Source organism: Arthrobacter sp. B055-34, assembly GCF_059090425.1.
In genome coordinates, this window is sequence record NZ_JBNHFQ010000005.1 from 146,970 (window position 1) to 165,156 (window position 18,187).

The 18,187-nt window shown below is 64.0% G+C and carries 19 protein-coding genes; 8 read left to right on the forward strand and 11 right to left on the reverse strand.

The features are described from left to right. Nucleotides 1-40: 40 nt before the first annotated feature. Nucleotides 41-1,315: an MFS transporter gene (locus AC5RWO_RS11540; protein WP_498731511.1), complete on the forward strand. Its 1,275-nt coding sequence runs from the start codon at nucleotides 41-43 to the stop codon at nucleotides 1,313-1,315. 99 nt (nucleotides 1,316-1,414) lie between these two features. Here the strand turns inward: AC5RWO_RS11540 and AC5RWO_RS11545 are convergent, their stop codons facing one another. Beyond that, nucleotides 1,415-1,672 (reverse strand): metal-sensitive transcriptional regulator, encoded by a 258-nt coding sequence (locus tag AC5RWO_RS11545; protein WP_498731512.1) that lies wholly within the window; start codon nucleotides 1,670-1,672, stop codon nucleotides 1,415-1,417. Between the two features lie 184 nt (nucleotides 1,673-1,856). Between AC5RWO_RS11545 and AC5RWO_RS11550 the strand changes: the two genes are divergently transcribed. The 5 genes from AC5RWO_RS11550 (at nucleotide 1,857) to AC5RWO_RS11570 (ending at nucleotide 5,706) form a co-directional block, all read left to right on the forward strand. Continuing rightward, a complete protein-coding gene (locus tag AC5RWO_RS11550) occupies nucleotides 1,857-2,393 on the forward strand; it encodes a rhodanese-like domain-containing protein (protein WP_498731684.1) in 537 nt (178 codons plus the stop codon). 84 nt (nucleotides 2,394-2,477) lie between these two features. Then, complete coding sequence (locus AC5RWO_RS11555) at nucleotides 2,478-2,774, forward strand: rhodanese-like domain-containing protein (protein ID WP_498731513.1); 297 nt, start codon at nucleotides 2,478-2,480, stop codon at nucleotides 2,772-2,774. 31 nt (nucleotides 2,775-2,805) lie between these two features. Further along, nucleotides 2,806-3,678: a sulfite exporter TauE/SafE family protein gene (locus AC5RWO_RS11560; protein WP_498731514.1), complete on the forward strand. Its 873-nt coding sequence runs from the start codon at nucleotides 2,806-2,808 to the stop codon at nucleotides 3,676-3,678. A 240-nt stretch (nucleotides 3,679-3,918) separates the two neighbouring features. Continuing rightward, entirely contained in the window at nucleotides 3,919-5,277 is a 1,359-nt protein-coding gene (locus AC5RWO_RS11565) for an MBL fold metallo-hydrolase (protein WP_498731515.1), read from the forward strand. A gap of 21 nt (nucleotides 5,278-5,298) precedes the next feature. Continuing rightward, on the forward strand, nucleotides 5,299-5,706 hold the full coding sequence (locus tag AC5RWO_RS11570; RefSeq protein WP_498731516.1) for a DUF302 domain-containing protein: 408 nt from the start codon (nucleotides 5,299-5,301) through the stop codon (nucleotides 5,704-5,706). Nucleotides 5,707-5,754: 48 nt separating this feature from the next. Here the strand turns inward: AC5RWO_RS11570 and AC5RWO_RS11575 are convergent, their stop codons facing one another. From AC5RWO_RS11575 to AC5RWO_RS11590, 4 genes are all read right to left on the reverse strand, one after another. Next, nucleotides 5,755-6,354 carry a DUF305 domain-containing protein gene (locus AC5RWO_RS11575; protein WP_498731517.1) on the reverse strand — a complete coding sequence of 200 codons (600 nt, stop codon included), beginning with the start codon at nucleotides 6,352-6,354 and terminating at the stop codon, nucleotides 5,755-5,757. A 140-nt stretch (nucleotides 6,355-6,494) separates the two neighbouring features. Beyond that, nucleotides 6,495-6,902 carry a four-helix bundle copper-binding protein gene (locus AC5RWO_RS11580; protein ID WP_498731518.1) on the reverse strand — a complete coding sequence of 136 codons (408 nt, stop codon included), beginning with the start codon at nucleotides 6,900-6,902 and terminating at the stop codon, nucleotides 6,495-6,497. A 245-nt stretch (nucleotides 6,903-7,147) separates the two neighbouring features. Then, the gene (locus tag AC5RWO_RS11585) at nucleotides 7,148-7,606 is read right to left on the reverse strand and encodes a hypothetical protein (RefSeq protein WP_498731519.1); all 459 of its coding nucleotides are present in this window, start codon (nucleotides 7,604-7,606) and stop codon (nucleotides 7,148-7,150) included. An 817-nt stretch (nucleotides 7,607-8,423) separates the two neighbouring features. Then, the gene (locus tag AC5RWO_RS11590) at nucleotides 8,424-9,821 is read right to left on the reverse strand and encodes an MGDG synthase family glycosyltransferase (protein ID WP_498731520.1); all 1,398 of its coding nucleotides are present in this window, start codon (nucleotides 9,819-9,821) and stop codon (nucleotides 8,424-8,426) included. 152 nt (nucleotides 9,822-9,973) lie between these two features. Between AC5RWO_RS11590 and AC5RWO_RS11595 the strand changes: the two genes are divergently transcribed. Continuing rightward, nucleotides 9,974-10,144 (forward strand): Hsp20/alpha crystallin family protein, encoded by a 171-nt coding sequence (locus tag AC5RWO_RS11595; RefSeq protein ID WP_498731521.1) that lies wholly within the window; start codon nucleotides 9,974-9,976, stop codon nucleotides 10,142-10,144. Here the strand turns inward: AC5RWO_RS11595 and AC5RWO_RS11600 are convergent. The 6 genes from AC5RWO_RS11600 to AC5RWO_RS11625 form a co-directional block, all read right to left on the reverse strand. Then, the gene (locus AC5RWO_RS11600) at nucleotides 10,135-10,794 is read right to left on the reverse strand and encodes a hypothetical protein (protein WP_498731522.1); all 660 of its coding nucleotides are present in this window, start codon (nucleotides 10,792-10,794) and stop codon (nucleotides 10,135-10,137) included. The genes AC5RWO_RS11595 and AC5RWO_RS11600 overlap by 10 nt on opposite strands. Nucleotides 10,795-11,392: 598 nt before the next feature. After that, the gene (locus AC5RWO_RS11605; protein ID WP_498731523.1) at nucleotides 11,393-11,515 is read right to left on the reverse strand and encodes a hypothetical protein; all 123 of its coding nucleotides are present in this window, start codon (nucleotides 11,513-11,515) and stop codon (nucleotides 11,393-11,395) included. 200 nt (nucleotides 11,516-11,715) lie between these two features. Beyond that, entirely contained in the window at nucleotides 11,716-13,455 is a 1,740-nt protein-coding gene (locus AC5RWO_RS11610; RefSeq protein WP_498731685.1) for a zinc-ribbon domain-containing protein, read from the reverse strand. A gap of 250 nt (nucleotides 13,456-13,705) precedes the next feature. Beyond that, on the reverse strand, nucleotides 13,706-14,692 hold the full coding sequence (locus AC5RWO_RS11615) for an ATP-binding protein (RefSeq protein ID WP_498731524.1): 987 nt from the start codon (nucleotides 14,690-14,692) through the stop codon (nucleotides 13,706-13,708). 124 nt (nucleotides 14,693-14,816) lie between these two features. Further along, nucleotides 14,817-16,868, reverse strand: a complete 2,052-nt coding sequence (locus AC5RWO_RS11620; RefSeq protein WP_498731525.1) for a transposase — start codon at nucleotides 16,866-16,868, stop codon at nucleotides 14,817-14,819. Then, the gene (locus tag AC5RWO_RS11625) at nucleotides 16,865-17,614 is read right to left on the reverse strand and encodes a TnsA-like heteromeric transposase endonuclease subunit (RefSeq protein WP_498731526.1); all 750 of its coding nucleotides are present in this window, start codon (nucleotides 17,612-17,614) and stop codon (nucleotides 16,865-16,867) included. The genes AC5RWO_RS11620 and AC5RWO_RS11625 overlap by 4 nt, the downstream gene beginning before the upstream one ends. A gap of 168 nt (nucleotides 17,615-17,782) precedes the next feature. Between AC5RWO_RS11625 and AC5RWO_RS11630 the strand changes: the two genes are divergently transcribed. Then, nucleotides 17,783-18,133 (forward strand): helix-turn-helix domain-containing protein, encoded by a 351-nt coding sequence (locus tag AC5RWO_RS11630; protein WP_498731527.1) that lies wholly within the window; start codon nucleotides 17,783-17,785, stop codon nucleotides 18,131-18,133. Nucleotides 18,134-18,187 lie beyond the last annotated feature (54 nt).

An 18,187-nucleotide genomic window follows, 5' to 3' on the forward strand; every position in this document is an offset into this window, starting at 1 on the left:
TTTCGGCGTTATGATCACTCCACTCTATTGAGGCACCCCCATGACCAAACACGCCAAGAACACCTCGCCGGCCCTCGGACTGCGGGCCAACGCAGCCCAGTTCGCTTTGCTGGTGGCGGTGAACGCGCTCGTCGGCGGCATGGTCGGCCAGCAGCAGACCGTCCTGCCGCTGCTGGCCACCGAAGAATTCGGCCTGACCGGCTTTACGTTCATCTTCACGTACGTGGCCGCTTTCGGCATCACCAAGGCCATCACCAACTACTTCGCCGGCACACTCTCGGACCGCTACGGGCGCAAACCGGTGCTGCTGGGCGGCTGGCTGTTCGCGCTGCCGGTGCCGCTGATGCTGATCTTCGCCCCGGACTGGGGCTGGATCATCGCCGCCAACATACTGCTGGGCATCAACCAGGGCCTGACCTGGTCCACCACCGTCGTGATGAAGATCGACCTCGTAGGACCGCGGCAACGCGGCCTGGCCATGGGACTGAACGAAGCCGCCGGCTACGGTGCCATCGCCGCATCCTCGCTGCTGGCCGGATACCTGGCCGGGCAGTACGGCCTGCGCCCGGCCCCGTTCCTGCTGGGACTCTTCTACACGGCCCTGGCCCTGCTGCTCACCGGGGTCTTCCTGCGGGAAACCCGCGGCCATGCACGCCTGGAATCAGGCACGCACGTCCCGCGCGCCGACGGCATCCACGACCACCTCCATCAGGACCTGACCGCCCGGCAGATCCTGATCCAGGCCAGCCTGCGGGAACCGGCAATGTCCTCGGCCAGCCTGGCCGGCCTGGTCAACAACCTCAATTTCGGCCTGTCCTGGGGCCTGTTCCCGCTGCTCTTCGCCACCGCCGGCCTGCCGGCGGCACAGATCGGACTGCTCTTCGCGCTCTACCCCGGCGTCTGGGGAGCGGGCCAGCTGGTCACCGGAGCCTTGTCGGACCGGATCGGGCGCAAGCACCTGATCACCGCAGGGATGGCACTGCAGGCCGCGGCCCTCGCCGTCATCGCCGCCTCCCACAGCTTCGCCGGCTGGGCCGCCGGAACCGTGCTGCTGGGCGCCGGCACGGCGATGGTCTACCCGACCCTTCTGGCCGTGGTCGGCGACGTCGCCCACCCGGCGTGGCGCGGCCGGGCGGTCGGGATCTACCGGGTCTGGCGCGACCTCGGCTACGCCGTCGGTGCCATCCTTGGCGGCATCACCGCCGACCTCATGGGCCTGCACGCCGCCGTCTGGGCAGCGGCCGCCCTCAGCGCGGCCACCGCCGCCGTGGTGGCAGCCAGGATGTACGAGACGCTCCCGCCCCGCACCGGGTAGGCCCCGGCACACCAACACCACGGACGCCCGCGCAAACAAAGCGACCCCGCGCAGTCCATCGCGCGGGGTCGCCTTGTCCGGCCTGCCGGCCTGCCGGGGTCAGGCGAGGGAGAGGAAGAGCTTTTCCAGTTCCTTCTTGTCCATCGAGTTATCCTGCTTGGCCAGGCACTGCTCCAGGCCGGTGGAAATAATCGCGAACCCGGCCCGGTCCAGCGCCTTCGATACGGCGGCGAGCTGGGTGACGACATCCTTGCAGTCGCGGCCTTCCTCCAGCATGCGCGTAACGGCGGCCAGCTGGCCCTGGGCGCGGTTGAGCCGGTTGATGACCGGAGTCAGTTCGGTGCTGTCGAGCTGCATGGTGTTCTCCTTGGCAAGGGGGTGGAAGTCTCCCTCCATCCTATACCCCGGCGGGTGTTTTGCATACCCCCTGGGGTATGTGGCAGACTTGTAGCGACACATCCGCTTCCTTGAAAGGAACTCCCTTTTGGCTTCCGAGACTTCCACCGTGACCGCCCTCGACCCGCAGACCCTGGGCGACTGGATGGACCAGCACGAGGACCTGATCGTGATCGACGTACGTTCTGCTGCCGAGTTCGAGTCCATGCACATCCGCGGCTCCTACAACGTGCCGCTGCCACTGCTCTCCGAGCACACCGGCGAACTGGCCGAACGCCTCGGCGCCCGGGTGGTCCTGGTCTGTCAGTCCGGCGTCCGCGCCGAACAGGCCCGCCAGCGCCTGGGCACCGCCGGCATCGGCTCGGCCCGCGTGCTCACCGGCGGCGTCCCCGGCTTCGCTGCCGCCGGCGGCGACGTCGTCCGCGGCGCCCAGCGCTGGGACCTCGAACGCCAGGTCCGTATGGCAGCCGGCACCCTCGTCGTCGGCGGCCTGCTGGCCGGCAGGTTCGTCTCCCCCAAGCTGCGCCTGCTCGCCGGCGCCATCGGCACCGGCCTGACCTTCTCCGCGGCCACCAACACCTGCACCATGGGCAATGTGCTCTCCAGGATGCCGTGGAACAGGACCGCCGCCGAGCCCACCGCAGCCAGCGCCATCCGGCAACTGCCCCGCGCTTCCGCCTGACCCCTCCCCTAAGCCGGTTCCCGCCCGGGCCCCACACCGGGCGGGAACCACCCCTCCAACCGCCTGCACCCCCAGGAGCCCGCCATGGCCGAGACCACCATCCAGGACACCAACGACCGCCGCAGCCGCGACCAGATCCTCGACGTCCGCGAAGACTTCGAAACCGCCGAGGGCATGATCCCCGAAGCCCTGCACATCCCCATGGGCCAGCTTAACGCCCGTGTCGGGGAACTCGACCGGACCCGCCCCGTCATCGTCGTCTGCCGCAGCGGCAACCGCAGCGCCCAGGTCGCCGACGCGCTGAACGCCGCGGGCTACACGGCCGACACCATGACCGGCGGCATGACCGCCTGGCAGCGCGCAGGCCTGCCCGTCCGCTGACCGCCCATTCAACCAGAGAAGGACAGACCACATGAGCCTCGCCCTCACGGCCACCCTGCTGCTCTCCGTCGTCATCGGACTCTCCCTCGGCCTGCTCGGCGGCGGAGGCTCGATCCTCACCGTCCCCATCCTCACCTACGTCGCCGGCCTCGACCCCAAGGAAGCCATCGCCGCCTCCCTCTTCGTCGTCGGCGCGACCTCGGCCGTCAGCGCCATCACCCACGCCCGCAACGGACGGGTCAAATGGCGCACCGGCCTGATCTTCGGCGCCGCAGGCATGGCCGGAGCCTTCGCCGGAGGCCTGCTCGGCGGGCACATCCCCGGCACCATCCTCATGATCGCCTTCGCCCTCATGATGGTCGCCACCTCCATCGCCATGATCCGCGGCCGCAAAAACAAAACCGCTACCACCCACAACAACGAACTGCCCGTCCTCAAAGTCATCCTCGAAGGCCTCGTCGTGGGTCTGGTCACCGGGCTCGTCGGCGCCGGCGGCGGCTTCCTCGTCGTCCCCGCCCTCGCCCTGCTCGGCGGCCTTTCCATGCCCGTCGCCGTCGGCACCTCCCTGGTCGTCATCGCGATGAAGTCCTTCGCCGGGCTCGGCGGCTACCTCACCACCGTCAGCCTCGACTGGGGCCTCGTCGCCGCCGTCACCGCTGCCGCGATCGCCGGCTCCGTCATCGGCGCGCGCCTTACCGGCCGCATTCCCGAAGCGGCCCTGCGCAAAGGCTTCGGCATCTTCGTCCTGGCCATGGGCGTCTTCGTCCTCGTCCAGGAACTTCCCGCCCCGGCCAACCTCATCCTCGCCATCACCGCAGGGGTACTGGCCGCAGGCGCCCTCACCTGCCGCTACGCCATCCCCGCATGCCCCCTGCGCAAAATCCCTGCCCCCGCCATGAGATAACAAGGGACAAGGCCGACACGGCACGGATAAACAGACAGGTCCACGCCTGCAGCCCGTCGGGCGCACCCAAGGCATCAGGGGGCCTGACCCGCTTCTCTTGGCAGCTGGCGCTGTCCTGCTCCTGCGGCCGGCCTCCTACCGTCAAGGGACGCCCGCGCGGACACCCGGTGGGGTGCCGGGCGGGAGTCCGGAGCGGTAACGTGGGAGTCAGATCAACCGCCATCAAGGAGGAATCCGGCCATGGAAGTCATCACGATCGAAACTCCTCAGCTCGGCGACCGCACGTATCTGGTCCACGACGGCGAGGTCGGTGTCGTCATCGACCCCCAGCGGGACACCGACCGGGTGGACAAGGCCGTCGCGGACGCCGGTGTGAGGATCACCCACGTCGCCGAGACCCATATCCACAATGACTACGTCACCGGCGGGCTGCAGCTGGCCAAGGACCATGACGCGGTGTACCTGGTCAACGCGGCGGACAACGTTCCGTACAGCCGGCAGCCGATCTCGGACAGGGAAACGGTCCAGGTCGGGAAACTGACCCTCAAGGCGGTCGCCACCCCCGGACACACCCACCACCACCTGTCCTACATCGTCACCGACGGCGAACGGCAGGCGGTGTTCTCCGGCGGGAGCCTGCTCTACGGCTCGGTAGGTCGCACCGACCTGGTCAGCGAGGAGGACACCGTCCCGCTGACCCGGCACCAGTACGCCTCCGTACGCAGGCTCACCGAGGAAGCGGACGAGGCCGCGAACCTTTATCCGACCCACGGCTTCGGCTCGTTCTGCTCCTCCGGTCCGGCCAGCGGCGCGGACTCCTCCACCATCGGCGAGCAGCTGCGGGACAACCACGCCCTGACCGATGAGGACGAAGACCACTTCGTCCGCGAACTCATCGACAACCTCACCGCATACCCCTCCTACTACGCCCACATGGCACCGATCAACATGGCCGGACCCACCCCGCCGAACCTGGACGTGCCCGCCTCGCTGGACCCGGACGAACTGGACTCCCGGCTGCAGCAGGGCGAGTGGGTCGTGGACCTGAGGAACCGGGTCGCCTTTGCCAGCAACCACCTCAGCGGCAGCGTCAGCTTCGAGTACGGCGACGGCACAAAATTCACCGCCTTCCTCGGGTGGGTCCTGCCCTGGGACGAACAGCTGACGCTCGTGGGTGAACGCCAGGACGTCGAGAACGCCATCCGGGACCTCTCCCGCATCGGCATCGACAACCCGGACGCTGCCATCGGCGCCGCACCGGGAGAACTCGCACCCGAAGCACCCGTCTCGTCCTATGACAGCGTCGGCTGGAAGGAAGTACAGGGAAAACCGGAGAGCGACACCATCTTGGATGTCCGGCGCACCGACGAGTTCGAACAATCTCACATCGAAGGGGCGGTGAATATCCCGCTCCACGAACTGCTCCGGCGCATGGAGGAAGTACCCGCCGGACGGCTGTGGGTGCACTGCGGCTCGGGCTACCGCGCGTCCGTCGCGGCGAGCCTGTTGCAGCGCGCCGGCCGGGACGTCGTCCACATTGACGCCAAGTTCAACGACGCGGAGAAATCCGGACTCGAACTGGCAGATAACCAGAACTGAACCTCAACCGGAAGGAACAACATGGCCTACACACACTCCATCACCATCCCGCTCGCCTGGGACGACGCCGTCGCCCGCACCCGAGAAGCCCTGGCCGACCAAGGCTTCGGCATCCTCACCGAAATCGACGTCCGCGCCACCTTCACCCAGAAGCTCGGGCAGGACGCCGGCGATCAGATCGGCGACTACATCATCCTCGGCGCCTGCAATCCCCAACTTGCCCAGCGCGGCATAACCGCCGAGCCCCAGCTCGGCGCCCTGCTGCCGTGCAACGTCGTCGTCCGCCGGGCCCCCGACGCCTCAGAGACCACAGTGGAAGCCATCGACCCCCAAACCATGGTCCAGCTAGCCGGCACCCCGGCCATCCGCCAGGTGGCCGACGATGCGGACAGCCGGCTGACAGCGGCCTTGAGGGCCCTCTCCCGATAACGTTAGCCAAAGAGTTCCCCGAGAATTTGGTCGCAGGGGCGGTCCTTCTCAACCGGTGGGGCATTGGCGTTCTGCGGGCTCCTGGTAGTCGGGGACGGGTCGGGCTTCTGCCTCTTGGGCTGTCGCGGCGATTCCGTTGCGCTGGATGTCGTCGATCAGCCAGTCCATCTCGAAGATCTCCCGCCGCTGCGCTTCGCTGATCTCGACCGCCAGTTCACACACCCGCACATCGGCGAGCTCGGCGCGCTCGGACCGGGTGATGGCCAGCGAGTGGTGCGGGATCATCGAGCTCATGAACGCCGTGTCCTGCACCGTGATCTGGCTGCGGTCGAGGTAGGCTCCGCCGCCGAGGAGCAGGAGGCTGACTACGACCACGGCCACGTTGGCTTTCGTGTTCCGGTACATCTTTAGCATCCAGGCGAGCATGATCAGGCCCATGGTCCCGCCCATCGTGAGGGCCATGAATATCCGGCTCTCGCTCCAGCGTACATGGCCCCACTCGTAGGAGCCGACGAACATTGCCGCGTACATCACCACCATCGCCGTCAGGATCATCGCCGCGAAGCGCAGGTACATCTTCCCGGTGTCCTGGCCCTGGTGCCCGTCGTGATGGTGCCCGGCCTTCTTGTCGTTTCCCGTGTTCGACACAGAACCGCTCCTTCTCCCGTTCGTAGCTTCGCGCTGCTGCCTTATGTCTCTCGTTCACATATTCGTCTTGGTTCCGGCCACCCGGGTACCGGGACATTCCCCCTGGAGGCGTCCCGGTACCCGGCGGGCCTCGGGCGGGGTTAGCCCAGTGAGCTCAGCAGGTCGGCGCAGGCCTGTTCGCATTGGCGGCAGGCCTCGGCGCAAACCCGGCAGTGTTCGTGCATGGAGGCATGCTGTTCGCATTGGTCGGCGCAGGCCTTGCAGACGGTCCGGCAGGCTTCCAGTACGGCACGGGTGACGTTTGCGTCGTACCCGGTGTGGCGGGAGAGCGTGTTGCCGGTCGTGACGCAGATGTCGGCGCAGTCGAGGTTGGTGCGGATGCACTTGGTCAGTTCCGCGACCATGTCCTCTGATAGGCAGGCGTCGGCGCAGGCCGTACAGGTCTGGGCGCATTCAAAGCAGGCCCGGATGCATTCAACGAGTTTCTCCTTGTCAATGCCTCCCAAATCCTTGGGGTACGTGTCGAGCATGGTCTGTACGTGTGTCATTGTTCTTCTCCGTTAGATTCATTGATGCCGGCGGAGGGGCCACCCTCCGCTGTTCCTGTCAGCGCACCGTCACAAATCCGGCCCATCGTCCCGTTCCGGACCTGTGCCGAGGCAGCCGTTGCAGCCGCCGCCTCGTGTTCCGCGTATGAAAGACCGGGAAGGCACCCGGACGTTAGCGCGCGGACGTGCTTGATTGCTTGGGCCACTCGATCGGACGCGGCCCAGAGGCAGGTGCGCGGAGCGGTTTAGGTGCGGCTGATCGACAGTTGGATGAGGGATGGGGCCGGCGGAGCCGGGCCGGAATTTACCGGCGAACGCAAAGGCCCGATCATGGGCGGATCGGCCGTCACAGGTGAGGGCAGGGCCGGAGGCTGGTGCTCTTCGGGACGCTGCGCGGCTGCTTCGGTGGCTGGCGGAACATGGTGTGCACAACAATCATGGCGGTGGTCTCCGCCATCAGATGCCGGGTCCGCCGTGCCCAGTGAGGGTTCGATACCCAAGCCCACGGCAAGCTTTTCGTGATGGTCATGCCCGGCTGCTGCTGCCGGCTCCGCAGAAACCCGGCGGCCGGCATCCGGGTGCCCGGTGACGCACAGGGACACCACACCCGCAACGAGGAGCGTGATAGCGAAACCGGCAAGGATGCTTCGCCAGGTCCCCGCCCGGTGAAGCATCGCCGCAGGACGTCTCGTAAGCCGGATCATGATCCTTCCGTAGCGAACGAACATGTGCGGACCACCCTACCGATGCACCGCAGGTCCGGCTACCCCACAAGCGACATAGTCTTCGCCGTCGGCTTCGAGCTCTTTTGTTTCGTTGGGGTAGATGATGCCCTTTACTTTCACCACCGCCTTATCCCACGACCTGCGCGGGGTCCTTTCAGCCGAGGACGGCGTGACCGAGTACAACTTGAATTCGACTACGCCGGTGATCATTCAGCCCAAGGACTGCGCGACCTGGCCAGTAAAATTGCCCGGATGACTCGGAAACCGCAGGCCATGGCAGATCTGATGGACGGCGGCTTTTTACAGGGAACGGAAGGGGAAGTAGGCGGATGATCCACGAGCACCAGGAGCACGCCGCTTAACTACTGTCTCGGATCCGTATAGCCAGCATTATGAGATGTCCACGATTGGGGTCAATCCGGGTTATCCACGGCTGAAGATTCGGGGAGCCGTTGGGGTAGCTCCCCGGCAGCCGTAGCGGTGGATAACCTATGAGGATTGTCCCCGGTTGTGGGCATCGGAACTTTGCTACCCACAGTGCTTCATCAGATACGCGGTCGGCGCTTGGGAGAAGTGCCCGGGAAGGCGTGGTTTCGGCCTCACTGATGCGCACGGTTGGGGCGTCCCTCACCGTTGAACTGAGCGAGGACGTACCGTACTGCAGGCCAGCAACCCTGATTCTTGCCTATTCAGGGTCATGAAGAGGGCAACGGGGCGATCGATGAAGAAGGCGCCTCGGATGGTCGGCCGGCGTGAGGTCGATGCGGGGTCGCGTACCGGTCACCCGGGGAGGGTGCTAAAGCGGTGCCGGGGGCCCCTCGACGCGGACGGGCAGCACGTCGTCGCCCCGGAGCATGGCACGCAGTAACCGCCGCTCCTCCCACCGGAGCGACACGGGCGCCTTGTCGCGCCGCAGGACCAGGCCCCCGTTCCCAGTCGCATACCGCTTCTGCAGATCACCCAGCTCCTCTGCCCGCAGCAGAGCGACCGTACTGCCCGCAGCCTGGTCGACCAGGCGGACCAGCGAGGACGGTCCCGTCAGATCGGTCGCGACGACGCGGCGCTCGCTCGCGGCGAGGATCGTCTTCTGCGCCGCACGGGTCACGACCAGGGGACGGGACGGCCCGTCCAGCAGGCCGGTCAGCACGTCCGCCGCTGCGTCAGGACGACCGGTTCGCTGCGCCGCCGCCTGCATCCGCCGCAGGCGGCCCGGCTCGCGCAGCACCTCGTCGATCTTCCAGCCGATCGTGGCGGCACTGTTGCAGCGCACGGCCGCCCCCTGCTCCATCAGGTAGTCACCGTTGCGAACCTCCTGCCCCGGGATAGGGTTCACCAGCACCATGGGCAGCCCCGCGGCCATGCACTCCGACGCCGACAACCCGCCCGGTTTACCCACGAACAGATCGGCGCGACGCAGCAGCTGCGGCATGTCCGCTGTGAAGCCGAGCACGCGGTAGCGGTCGCCGGCGGGCGCCACCAGCTGGTCGATGCGCTGCCGCAGCGCGTCGTTGTGTCCACATACGACCGTGGCTGTGAATGCGGAGCGCATGTGCAGCGTCTGCCGCACAACTGCGACGGCGTAGTCGCCTCCTTTTGCGCCTGCGGAGATCAGCAGCATCGGGGGCCCGTTGGCGTCGCGCCCGGGCGCGGCGTCCGGGTTTGCCGCGATCGGGATTCCCGTGGCCTCGACGCGGTCGGGCGGCAGACCGAGCGCCGTGAGCTCGACCCTTCCCTCCTCCCTGGCGACGAAGAGTTTGTGGAATGCGCTCGTGAGCCACAGGCCCTGGAAGTCGTAGTCCGTCGTGACGACAGCAGTCCTGGCATCGATCACGCCGCGAAGGAGCAGGGTCGCCAGCAGCTGGGCCGGCAGGAAGTGCGTGCACACGATCGCGGTCGGTCGGAACCGCTTGATCGCTTGGATGACCGGAAGGGCGTTCATCCGTGTCCAGGGGTCGATCGGGCCGCGGCGCCGGAACGGCGGGTTGCTGGCGTCATAGCCCCACTCGACCAGCCATGGCAGGTCCTCGACCAGGACGAAGTAACCCTTCCCCAGCACGTCGCGGTAGAGCGCGCTACTGACCTGCAGCACGTCCAGCACCTGCGCCTCGACGATATCGGCGCGCGCGGAACACGCCTGCTCTACCGCAGCGGCGGCGCTGTTGTGCCCCGATCCCACCCCTGCGGACAGGATCATTACGCGCTCACCTTCAACGGTGTTGGAGCCCCGTGCCGACGTCCTACGCATGAACAAAGGGTAGCGGACCACATCAGCACCCACCGATCCTGCAGCGCCGGTACAGGCAGGACGGCAGGAGTCTCATATGCCGATAACGGCGCATATGACCGATGATTGCCCAAAGAGCGCGAGGGCGTTCCTTCCGGCGCCAGCTCACGCTGGGCCAGGACATCGACATGGACAGCATTGCCGCGCACTATAACAACGGCGTGCGCAGTTTTGCTGCCTGCCCGGCAGCGCGGGCAGCCGGCTGGATGCCGTCGCGCGCCGTTTATCCCTGATCGTCAAAGGTCAGCTCTGGATCCATGGCCGCATTACCGCCCGGGGTCCCGGCGCGCCGGGTCCCGGGCTTCATCCCCGCGGCCAGATGGGAAGCCTGGGATTTGACGTCGGCAGTCATTCCGGAAGCCGCGGTCCTGAGCTGAACGGTCAGCTGGGAGACCTGGGACCGCAGATCATCGGCGGCGTGCCGGAGACCGGCGGCGGCCCTGTCCATGTCCCGGGAAACCTGCTCCTGCTCAGTCCCCGCTGCCGCAGCATCGGCCGCCCGGAGGGCACGCCATGCGGTGAATCCACCGGCTGCGGCGGCGGCAAGCAGGCCGGCAAATAACCAGATTTTCCGGGAAGTCCCACCCATCCGGTTCAGGTTGCCGGCGGAGGCTGCACCGCCGGCAAGAGGGGCAGCTTTAGGTGCGACCCGTTCCAGGCCCTCATGAAGCCGGGGAGTCATTCTTTCCACCCCGCCGGCCAGGTCATCGGCAATCCGGCGCAGGCCCTCCTGGATCCTCGGGGATGCAGCCTCAAGGCCGGTGTCCATTCCGGTCACAGCCCAGCGCAAAGCCGCTGTGACTCCGGGCGTGGCCCAGTCCTTCGGGCTGACCCGTGGGGCAGGGGTCTCCTGTGGATGGCGGGCGTGAATGATATGGGCCATACGTTACGATGCGTGCACAGTTGCCTCCCGGGGCCGGTGGATTCCTCTGCAAGAGCCTACGCCCGCCGCCCCGGCGGAACAGCCCCTATTTGGATCACAGCCAGAGCAACCTGCGACCCGGACAGCCGGCTGAGGATCTGCTTTCCATCATTCCCTCGCGGGAGCATGCGGGGTGCCTCCGTAGGCTGGTGGCGCTGGCCCGCCCGCAGATCTTCCCCCTGATCGCCACCCGGCGCCTCAGGCCCCGTGGATCCGCCCGCCGCTGCGAAGCCTGCGCTAGATGGATGCTTTTCTCGGGGCTCGGTGTTCTGTTAGGTGGGCACGGACAGAGAATCCGGCCCGGGCCCGCCTGAGAACGGTTGCCGAGGGCAGATCACGCCCTTGAGCCTCACAAGCCCGGAGGGTATTTCGGGCACCCGGGGTACGTCATCACCCTTGGAGGGCGGAGGGCTCCGGGGTTCGATCCGCTGACCCTGAAGAAGCAGGCGTTAATGCTCAGTCCTGTTCCCTTTGCAGCAACAGAACGACGCCTGCGGCCACGAGAATGGAAGTTGCCGGACCCACACGCCGGCTCTAGGAAGCGAGAGTCGATGCGCTCCTACTCGTCCCTGACCTGATTCAGCATGTCTTCGACCATCCAAGCAGGTGTAAACACCTCGCCGTGATCCGCGACTCGCTGCTTCGACTTCACGAGCTTCGCGCGCTCATGCATGTTCAACATCTTCCCCCCCTCCTGGCCGAAGACCACGCATTCCAGTCTATAGTGATCCCACCACTCACTTACTTGCGGCTAGTCCCTTCAGCGTCATTCATCGTTTCCTCCTATATCCACTTCGCCCGTGCAGACACTTGTCGCCCGCAACGGTTCGAGTTCCGTTAGGGGATAAATGAGGTCACTTCCGGAGTATCCAGAGAAGAACCCTAGATGGATTGACGGCGCTTATCCCAGCCTTGCCGTCCTCGACGGAAACTGCGCAAGGGCGTTCCAACGCGCCTCTCAGGAGGGCAAACCGAACATCCACCTGAGCGGATGCGATTCCCGACTTGCACGTGCTGCGTATGGCCGCGCTCACAGGTCCACCAACGTTTCGTGGTCCCGGGGACTATCTGGTCTGGACGTACATCGTTAAGTTCGTGGTTCCAGTCGGCTACAAGGTCTGGGTGCTTCGCTGCCAAGTCGTTAACCCCGGGCAGCAGGAGTCGACCGGTGTCGACAGGGCACTGCTGTTTCTTCTGGTTAGTACGGTATGCGATTGTTTGCTCAAACTCGTGCCCGTCCGGGCACAGCCACCACACTCGTTTCTCGGAGCCCGCTCTAAGGTCGGTCGGTTTCAGCGTGTCGTTCTTTGATGGATGCCACCAGGAAGCGACATCGGGATGCGTGGTAGCGAGGTCGGTCTCCCCCACCACCACTGTGCGACCATCACAGATCGGGCAGAACGGACGCTGGACCAACTTGGCCGGTGTGCGGATGAAACGGTGATTTGCCGCGCATCGCAGATGGATTTTCGCTCTCGTGTTGCCTGCGGAGACTTGGTGGGCTGGCTTCTGTTCTACGTCGAAATCCCAAAGCGCGGCCAAAGCTGGATGGGTAGTCGCGAGATCATTGAATCCAGGTAGAACTGCCTTCGCGCCGCAGTAAGGGCATCCGGACCCTTTGAGGGCTCGGTTGGCCACGGTCGACTGCCAAACGTGCCCTTCAACGCAGCGCCACCACACCTTCTTGCCGGAGCCGCGAAGAACCAAAGCCGCGGTCAAGCGCCCGTTTCTCTCCTTGTCCCACTGCTCCGCTAGGAAAGGGTCTGTATCCGCTAACGAAGTAAGGCCTTCGACCAGGCGGGACCCGGCGCAAATAGTGCAGTGGAAGTCCCTGCCTGGATAACGGGTTACTCTGGATGGTTCTGAATGAAGGCAATGACCGGACGGGCACAGCAGTATCCAGGCACTGGTACCTTCGACAAATCCTGGCATCCGTACCACGAAACGGTCGATCCACCAGGCCGCATCGGCGCGGGCGGTCTTTATCTGCGCAAACCACTCTGCTGGAGCAGGGCCGCATGCTGTACGGGTCAAAGCCGGGTCCAAAGGAACGACCGGATCAATGACATCAATTGCAATGTCTTGGCCGGTAGCCACACGGGCTGCGACAACTGTTGGACGGATGAGCAACCAGGCTTGGTCCACCAATTCGGCAAACTGCTGTTTCCCGTCTAGGGAGAGGCTCGCTGTCGCAGCAACACCCATGACGTGATGTTGTAGGTTCTCATATGCAACACGGGTGTCAGCAGCGGCAGCCAACTCCTCGAGAGTTAGAGGATTCATCACTGCGAGTAGCAACACGGATGCCACAGGCAGATCTTGGGGCTCAGGGTCCCGCCTTCCGCTGTGAGAACGCAACGATACGGCACGGCGTACACACTCGTTCACGAGGATCGAATGCGTATGGCCGCTTCCCACCAAACGAGCAGCGGCGTCCATGACATTCGCCGGTACGCGGCTTCCGTGCAGAGGACCTGGCGGCGAGGGTTCTGAGCGGTCATGGGGTGTCACCGCGACAGGTCCTGTCCACAGGCCATGTTCCTGGCAGACCCAGCGCGAGCGACGGGAGTCAAGCTCGACGACAGGGCCGCACTGTGGGCAGGAGCACCAGACCTGGTTCATTGTCCACAGCCCGGGCTCGAAGTGGTCATCGGCCAGTCCGCAACGTTCCCGGAGAAGATCCGCCAGCTGGTCGTATTCCTGCTTTACCGTTTGTTCCCCTATTCCAAGGCTCCGCAGTTCGGATGAGGCCTTCCCCAGGTAGGTGCCATGACGGGCACCGAGCCGGTCCTCCAGCCGCCGGGCGAAGCTGGCCGGAGTCTCTCCTGGCACGGGCTCGGGGACCAGTAAGGGTGCGAGCCGTGGCCTCCTTTCACTCACTTGTGCTCGTGTTCCGGGCGAGAAGAGCACGCCGTTTAGAAAGACTTGTTGTAGGTATCACCGCGCCATTGACGACTTGGATGAGCCGACGTTCCGCTTGCAGCGTGAGCGTCACATTTTCCAGGTCGGCAGCCTCTACGTACTCATTCTCGAGAATGCCTTCCGAGATCTTCCGGCGGGCTACCTGTGTCAGTACGGAGTTAAGCATTCCAACCGAGCCGTGTGTGATCTCGAACAGGAGCCTGGAGAGCTTCGCTACCTCCTTTGGATCGTTGGCGTGGAGGGGCAGGGCCGCGGCCATGCCGCCTACAAGACTTAGCCAATGTCTCTTCCAGTCGACCTGGGAGTTGTCGGTGTAATCGTAGACAGATGCTCGGCGGTAGCGGTTCGCGATCTGTGCACCCCTGCGGCCGGTAGTGATCGAGGTGTGTTCAAGGTCGATGCCCGCGAGGATGATCGTGGCGTCAACATCGTCCCCCAGTCTGCGGAGCGCATCGGCAACAGGTCCGGCACTTGCGGCGTTGTCGAGATTCTGAACCTCGTCGATTGCCAGCAGCTCCATTCGCGCCAAGTTAACCCCGTTCCGGACCATGGTGGACAGCTCGGCCTCTGTGACTCCAATGGTGTAGTCAATTCCGAGATAGTCGGCGAGAACCTGATAAATGGACCTCGGCGTGCCCAGAGCTGGGATGCACACATAGCCTATGGGCACATCTCCCCGCTGAAGTAGTCCCGGGTCGTTCTCCTGCAAATCCGCCAGTACAGCCCCGAGAACGAGATGCAGAGCGGTCGTCTTGCCGGCGCCGGAGGGAGCAGAGAGAAAGATCCCGTGCCCGCCTCCACGCTTGGCGAAGTTTGCATCCATCTGCTCCATGACAGTCGCATCGAGGTCGTGGACGGTCCTCGTTGCCACTGTTATGCCACGGGAAAGGTAGGCTTGACGCGCCTCGTTGTAGTCTCGCCGCTTGAGAGAGCTCATTGCAGCAACCGTCGCGGTAGGAGGCATGCGCACGTTCTCGCGCTGGGACTGTGCCCACGTCAGGTACCCGAGATAGTGGGATAGATTACCGCCGTTGCGCAAACGCTTGCGGTATTTCGTCACCTCATACCTCCTTCTCGATGCCCAAAGCTTCGTCCGGCTCCCAGTCCTCGAGATCCCATTCGTTGGTGTCTTTACCCTCAACCTTTGCCACAGGCCTCCCCGGTGCCAGATTGTCGTCTAGTACCTCCGAACCGCCACGACCCTCGTGAGCGGTGCGGCCCTGGACTGTGTTGAGATACTCTGCCATCTCAGCCCTCTCGGCTTTCGCGACCTCCTGCTTCCACTGCTGGTGTGCCCGTTGGATCAGCGACATGGTTTCAGTCAGGCTGTGGTCGGCGTCGAGAGGTTGGAAGGTGCTTCGCATCTGGCCAGCCAGATCCCACATTCGGCGGGAGTGAGGCGTGTCGACGCGGCGGTCACGCCAGTCGCAAGGAATGTGGGCGTCGAGCTCGTCGACGTAAACCCAGATGCGGCTGGGATCAGTGGGCCGGTAACGGATCTCGTACTTCTTCTGCCCCGGCGAGCGTGAAGAACGCAGACGGTATGGTGCAAGCGCGGGTGAGTCATATGTACGTCGGCCAAACTCCACACCATCCTTTTGAATCGTGCGGTAATCGACCGGCAATAGAGCTATATAGTCGCGTTCACTGAGGGGCATCGGTACGTAGGCGACGAAAGGGAACATTGCTGCATACATCGCGTTCGGGCTTAGCGGCGGCGCCATCGGATGGCGTGGGTCTCGCAGTCCCTCCGTTGCAGTGTTCTGCCACACCTGACCGATCCAGGCATCGAAGAGCCAAATCAATTCCTCCACGTCGAGGAGGTCTTCCCTTTCGGGGTGAGCACCGCGGGCTTCGACGGCGCCGCCTGTCTGGCCGGGCAGGAGCATCACGAACCTAGTTTTGATGGTATGAAAGGCCCGCTCCACGATCGCTTTGTCTGTCGGTGTTCGCACCGCCGAACGAGTGAGTGTTATCCCCAGCTGCACGCATGCGGCCTCCACCACTTGAGAACGGTAGTCCCTACCGTTGTCTGTCACCAAGCGGCTAATAGCCATCGCCGGCCGTGACGTATCCAGCCGGGTGCTTTGGTCCGACCCGAGGTTCTTTGCCCACGGAAACTCCATTTGGGTGAGACGCCAAGTGTCGATGGCGGGCACGCCGGTCGGGCGCAGTAGCGGAGGAGTTAAGGCGTCGGCGAGCATCGAGGCGACGTCGATCCCGGTGTTATTCCTTTGAACGCTGGTGGCGATGATCGACCGCGTGGCTTTATCCATCATTATGGTGAGCACAACTTTGCCGGGCTTTCCATCGGGCATCCGAACGATGACGTCGAAGGGGCTTGAATCGACCTGCACCTCGCCTCCGGGCAGCAAACCAGGACGCGGACTGAATAGCCGATTGGGTGAATTCGCCGCCGTTTGCCTGTTCTTGGCTGAACCAGTTGGGTCGAGGTCGCGCGAGAGTTCTTGAAGCACCTGAATGAGCTTTTTCTTCCTCGGCAACAGAATCTGCTTATCTGGCCACTCGGCCAGAAAGCGCTTACGTGTCTCCGCGGCGAGGATGGTCCACGTGGTTGACGAGCTTCGGACACGTTCGCGAATCAGGTGATCACAAATGGCAATGACTTCATCGGCAACGCCGTCCAAGGGCAAATAGGTTCGTGTTGACCGCCGGTCTAGCAGCGCGGCGGGCCCAAACCTCCTGTACTCGGTGATGTATCGGCGCAAGGTGCTATCGCCGACCGGGAATCCTAGGTCTTTCAGCTCCTGCAACTTGCGTGCGTTGCGCTGCCCTTGGGGAACGCTCGGATGATACTCCGGGCGGGTCTGCCCGCCGTCCGGGGCCGTGCCATCGACTAATTCACGCACGTGCCGGGCCAATAGAAGCGTGGACTCGTCGGCATTGTGCAGCGGGCCTAGCCCAGACATTGAGGGGTCGAACACGTCGGGGCGTCCGGTCGCTAGGACAAGCTCGGTCAGAGTCGTCGAGATAAACTCTCCCGTAGAAGCATCGCGAAGACCGAAAGCAGTTCCAGCGATTGTGGCAATCGTCCACTCTCGGTCATCGAAGATGACATTGTCGCCCAGACGAAACCCGGTGACATGGTTCATGGTGCCACCTGTGCAGCAATGATCAACATTTCTTCACAAAATGGCCCGTCCGAAATCGTGACCACTTCACGTCTCCACATCAGGTGGTACAGATTAGCCTTGGCCACCTCGGGTGCCCGGGAGTCGATCAGCTTGGCCGCTTCAATGAAAGATATGGGTTGCGTTATGTGCGACATAAGCTGCTCTCTTACGGGGGCTGGCAGGGTGAACCGTGGGTTCCGGAACGCTGACAACCACTCGAGGTTCATGGCCGCCCAGTCGGTCAAACCATGCATAACTTCGTATTCCCAGCCGACACTGCGGCAGAGAGCAGCAGTCAGGCCATATCGTGCACGAGTGGGTTCATCCATCCGTTCGCGGGCACGAACATCGACGACGACGCCTGTCTGATCCGAGCTACGGCGGTAGAAAAAATCCGGATAATGCCGGAATCGGTTTGGCCCAACGAAACACATCGGCTGGGTCGAGATGCCAGCTAAGTCTCCCGCGTGCTCCAGCTGCATCAGGCACTGCAGTTCAAGCATCGACTCGTACCAGACCGACTGACGGGTCTCGATCACCGGGTAGATTCCCTCGTAATGACGCCTATGCGGGTAGCTACGCCCTATCCGGACCCGTTCCGTATCCTCAAATCCGATCGAGACAATGTCCGGGCCAACATGCTTCTGCTTTGTCTCCCCGTTTTCCTGCCAAAGCAGCAGGTACCGATCTTGTGACAGCACGTGCCGGTATGGATCGTGGTGCATCGCGTTCCTCCTTGCTCCACCCGGTGGGCAAAGGCCGGGCTGGGAGACGGCACAAGCATGGACAGCTGATAGTCATCATATTACTATTAGTAGTCAGCAGGTGACTAAAAGGAATTATTGTGGCGACTCGACTTGCCATAACAAGCTTGCAGAACTAGTTTCACGATCATGACTGACCGATCGAGCCCGTTCCGCCCGAAGGACTGGCTCGCTAACCCCTTTTCCTTCGGCCGGTCTGCCAGCGCCACCCTCGAGCAGTCGGTTGGGAACGACTTTGCGTCAGCCCGCACCGCCTGGCTACAGCATTGCCTCTGCCTTCGCATCCGCCGACAGTTGCAAGACCAGGGGATGACCCTCAAGCAGCTTTCGGTTGACACCGGGATCGAGTATCAGTACCTCACCAAGCTCCTGCGCGGCGACCTGACCATGCAACTCCACCATCTCGCGGCCATCGACTCAGCCCTCCCCGGCGCGGTCTTCGACCAGATTCCCTCGCTTAAGCAAGATGTGAATCCCTGACCCGAACATCCCGCTGAGAATCAAGCCTTACCTAGACCGAAGTGATCGCACCTG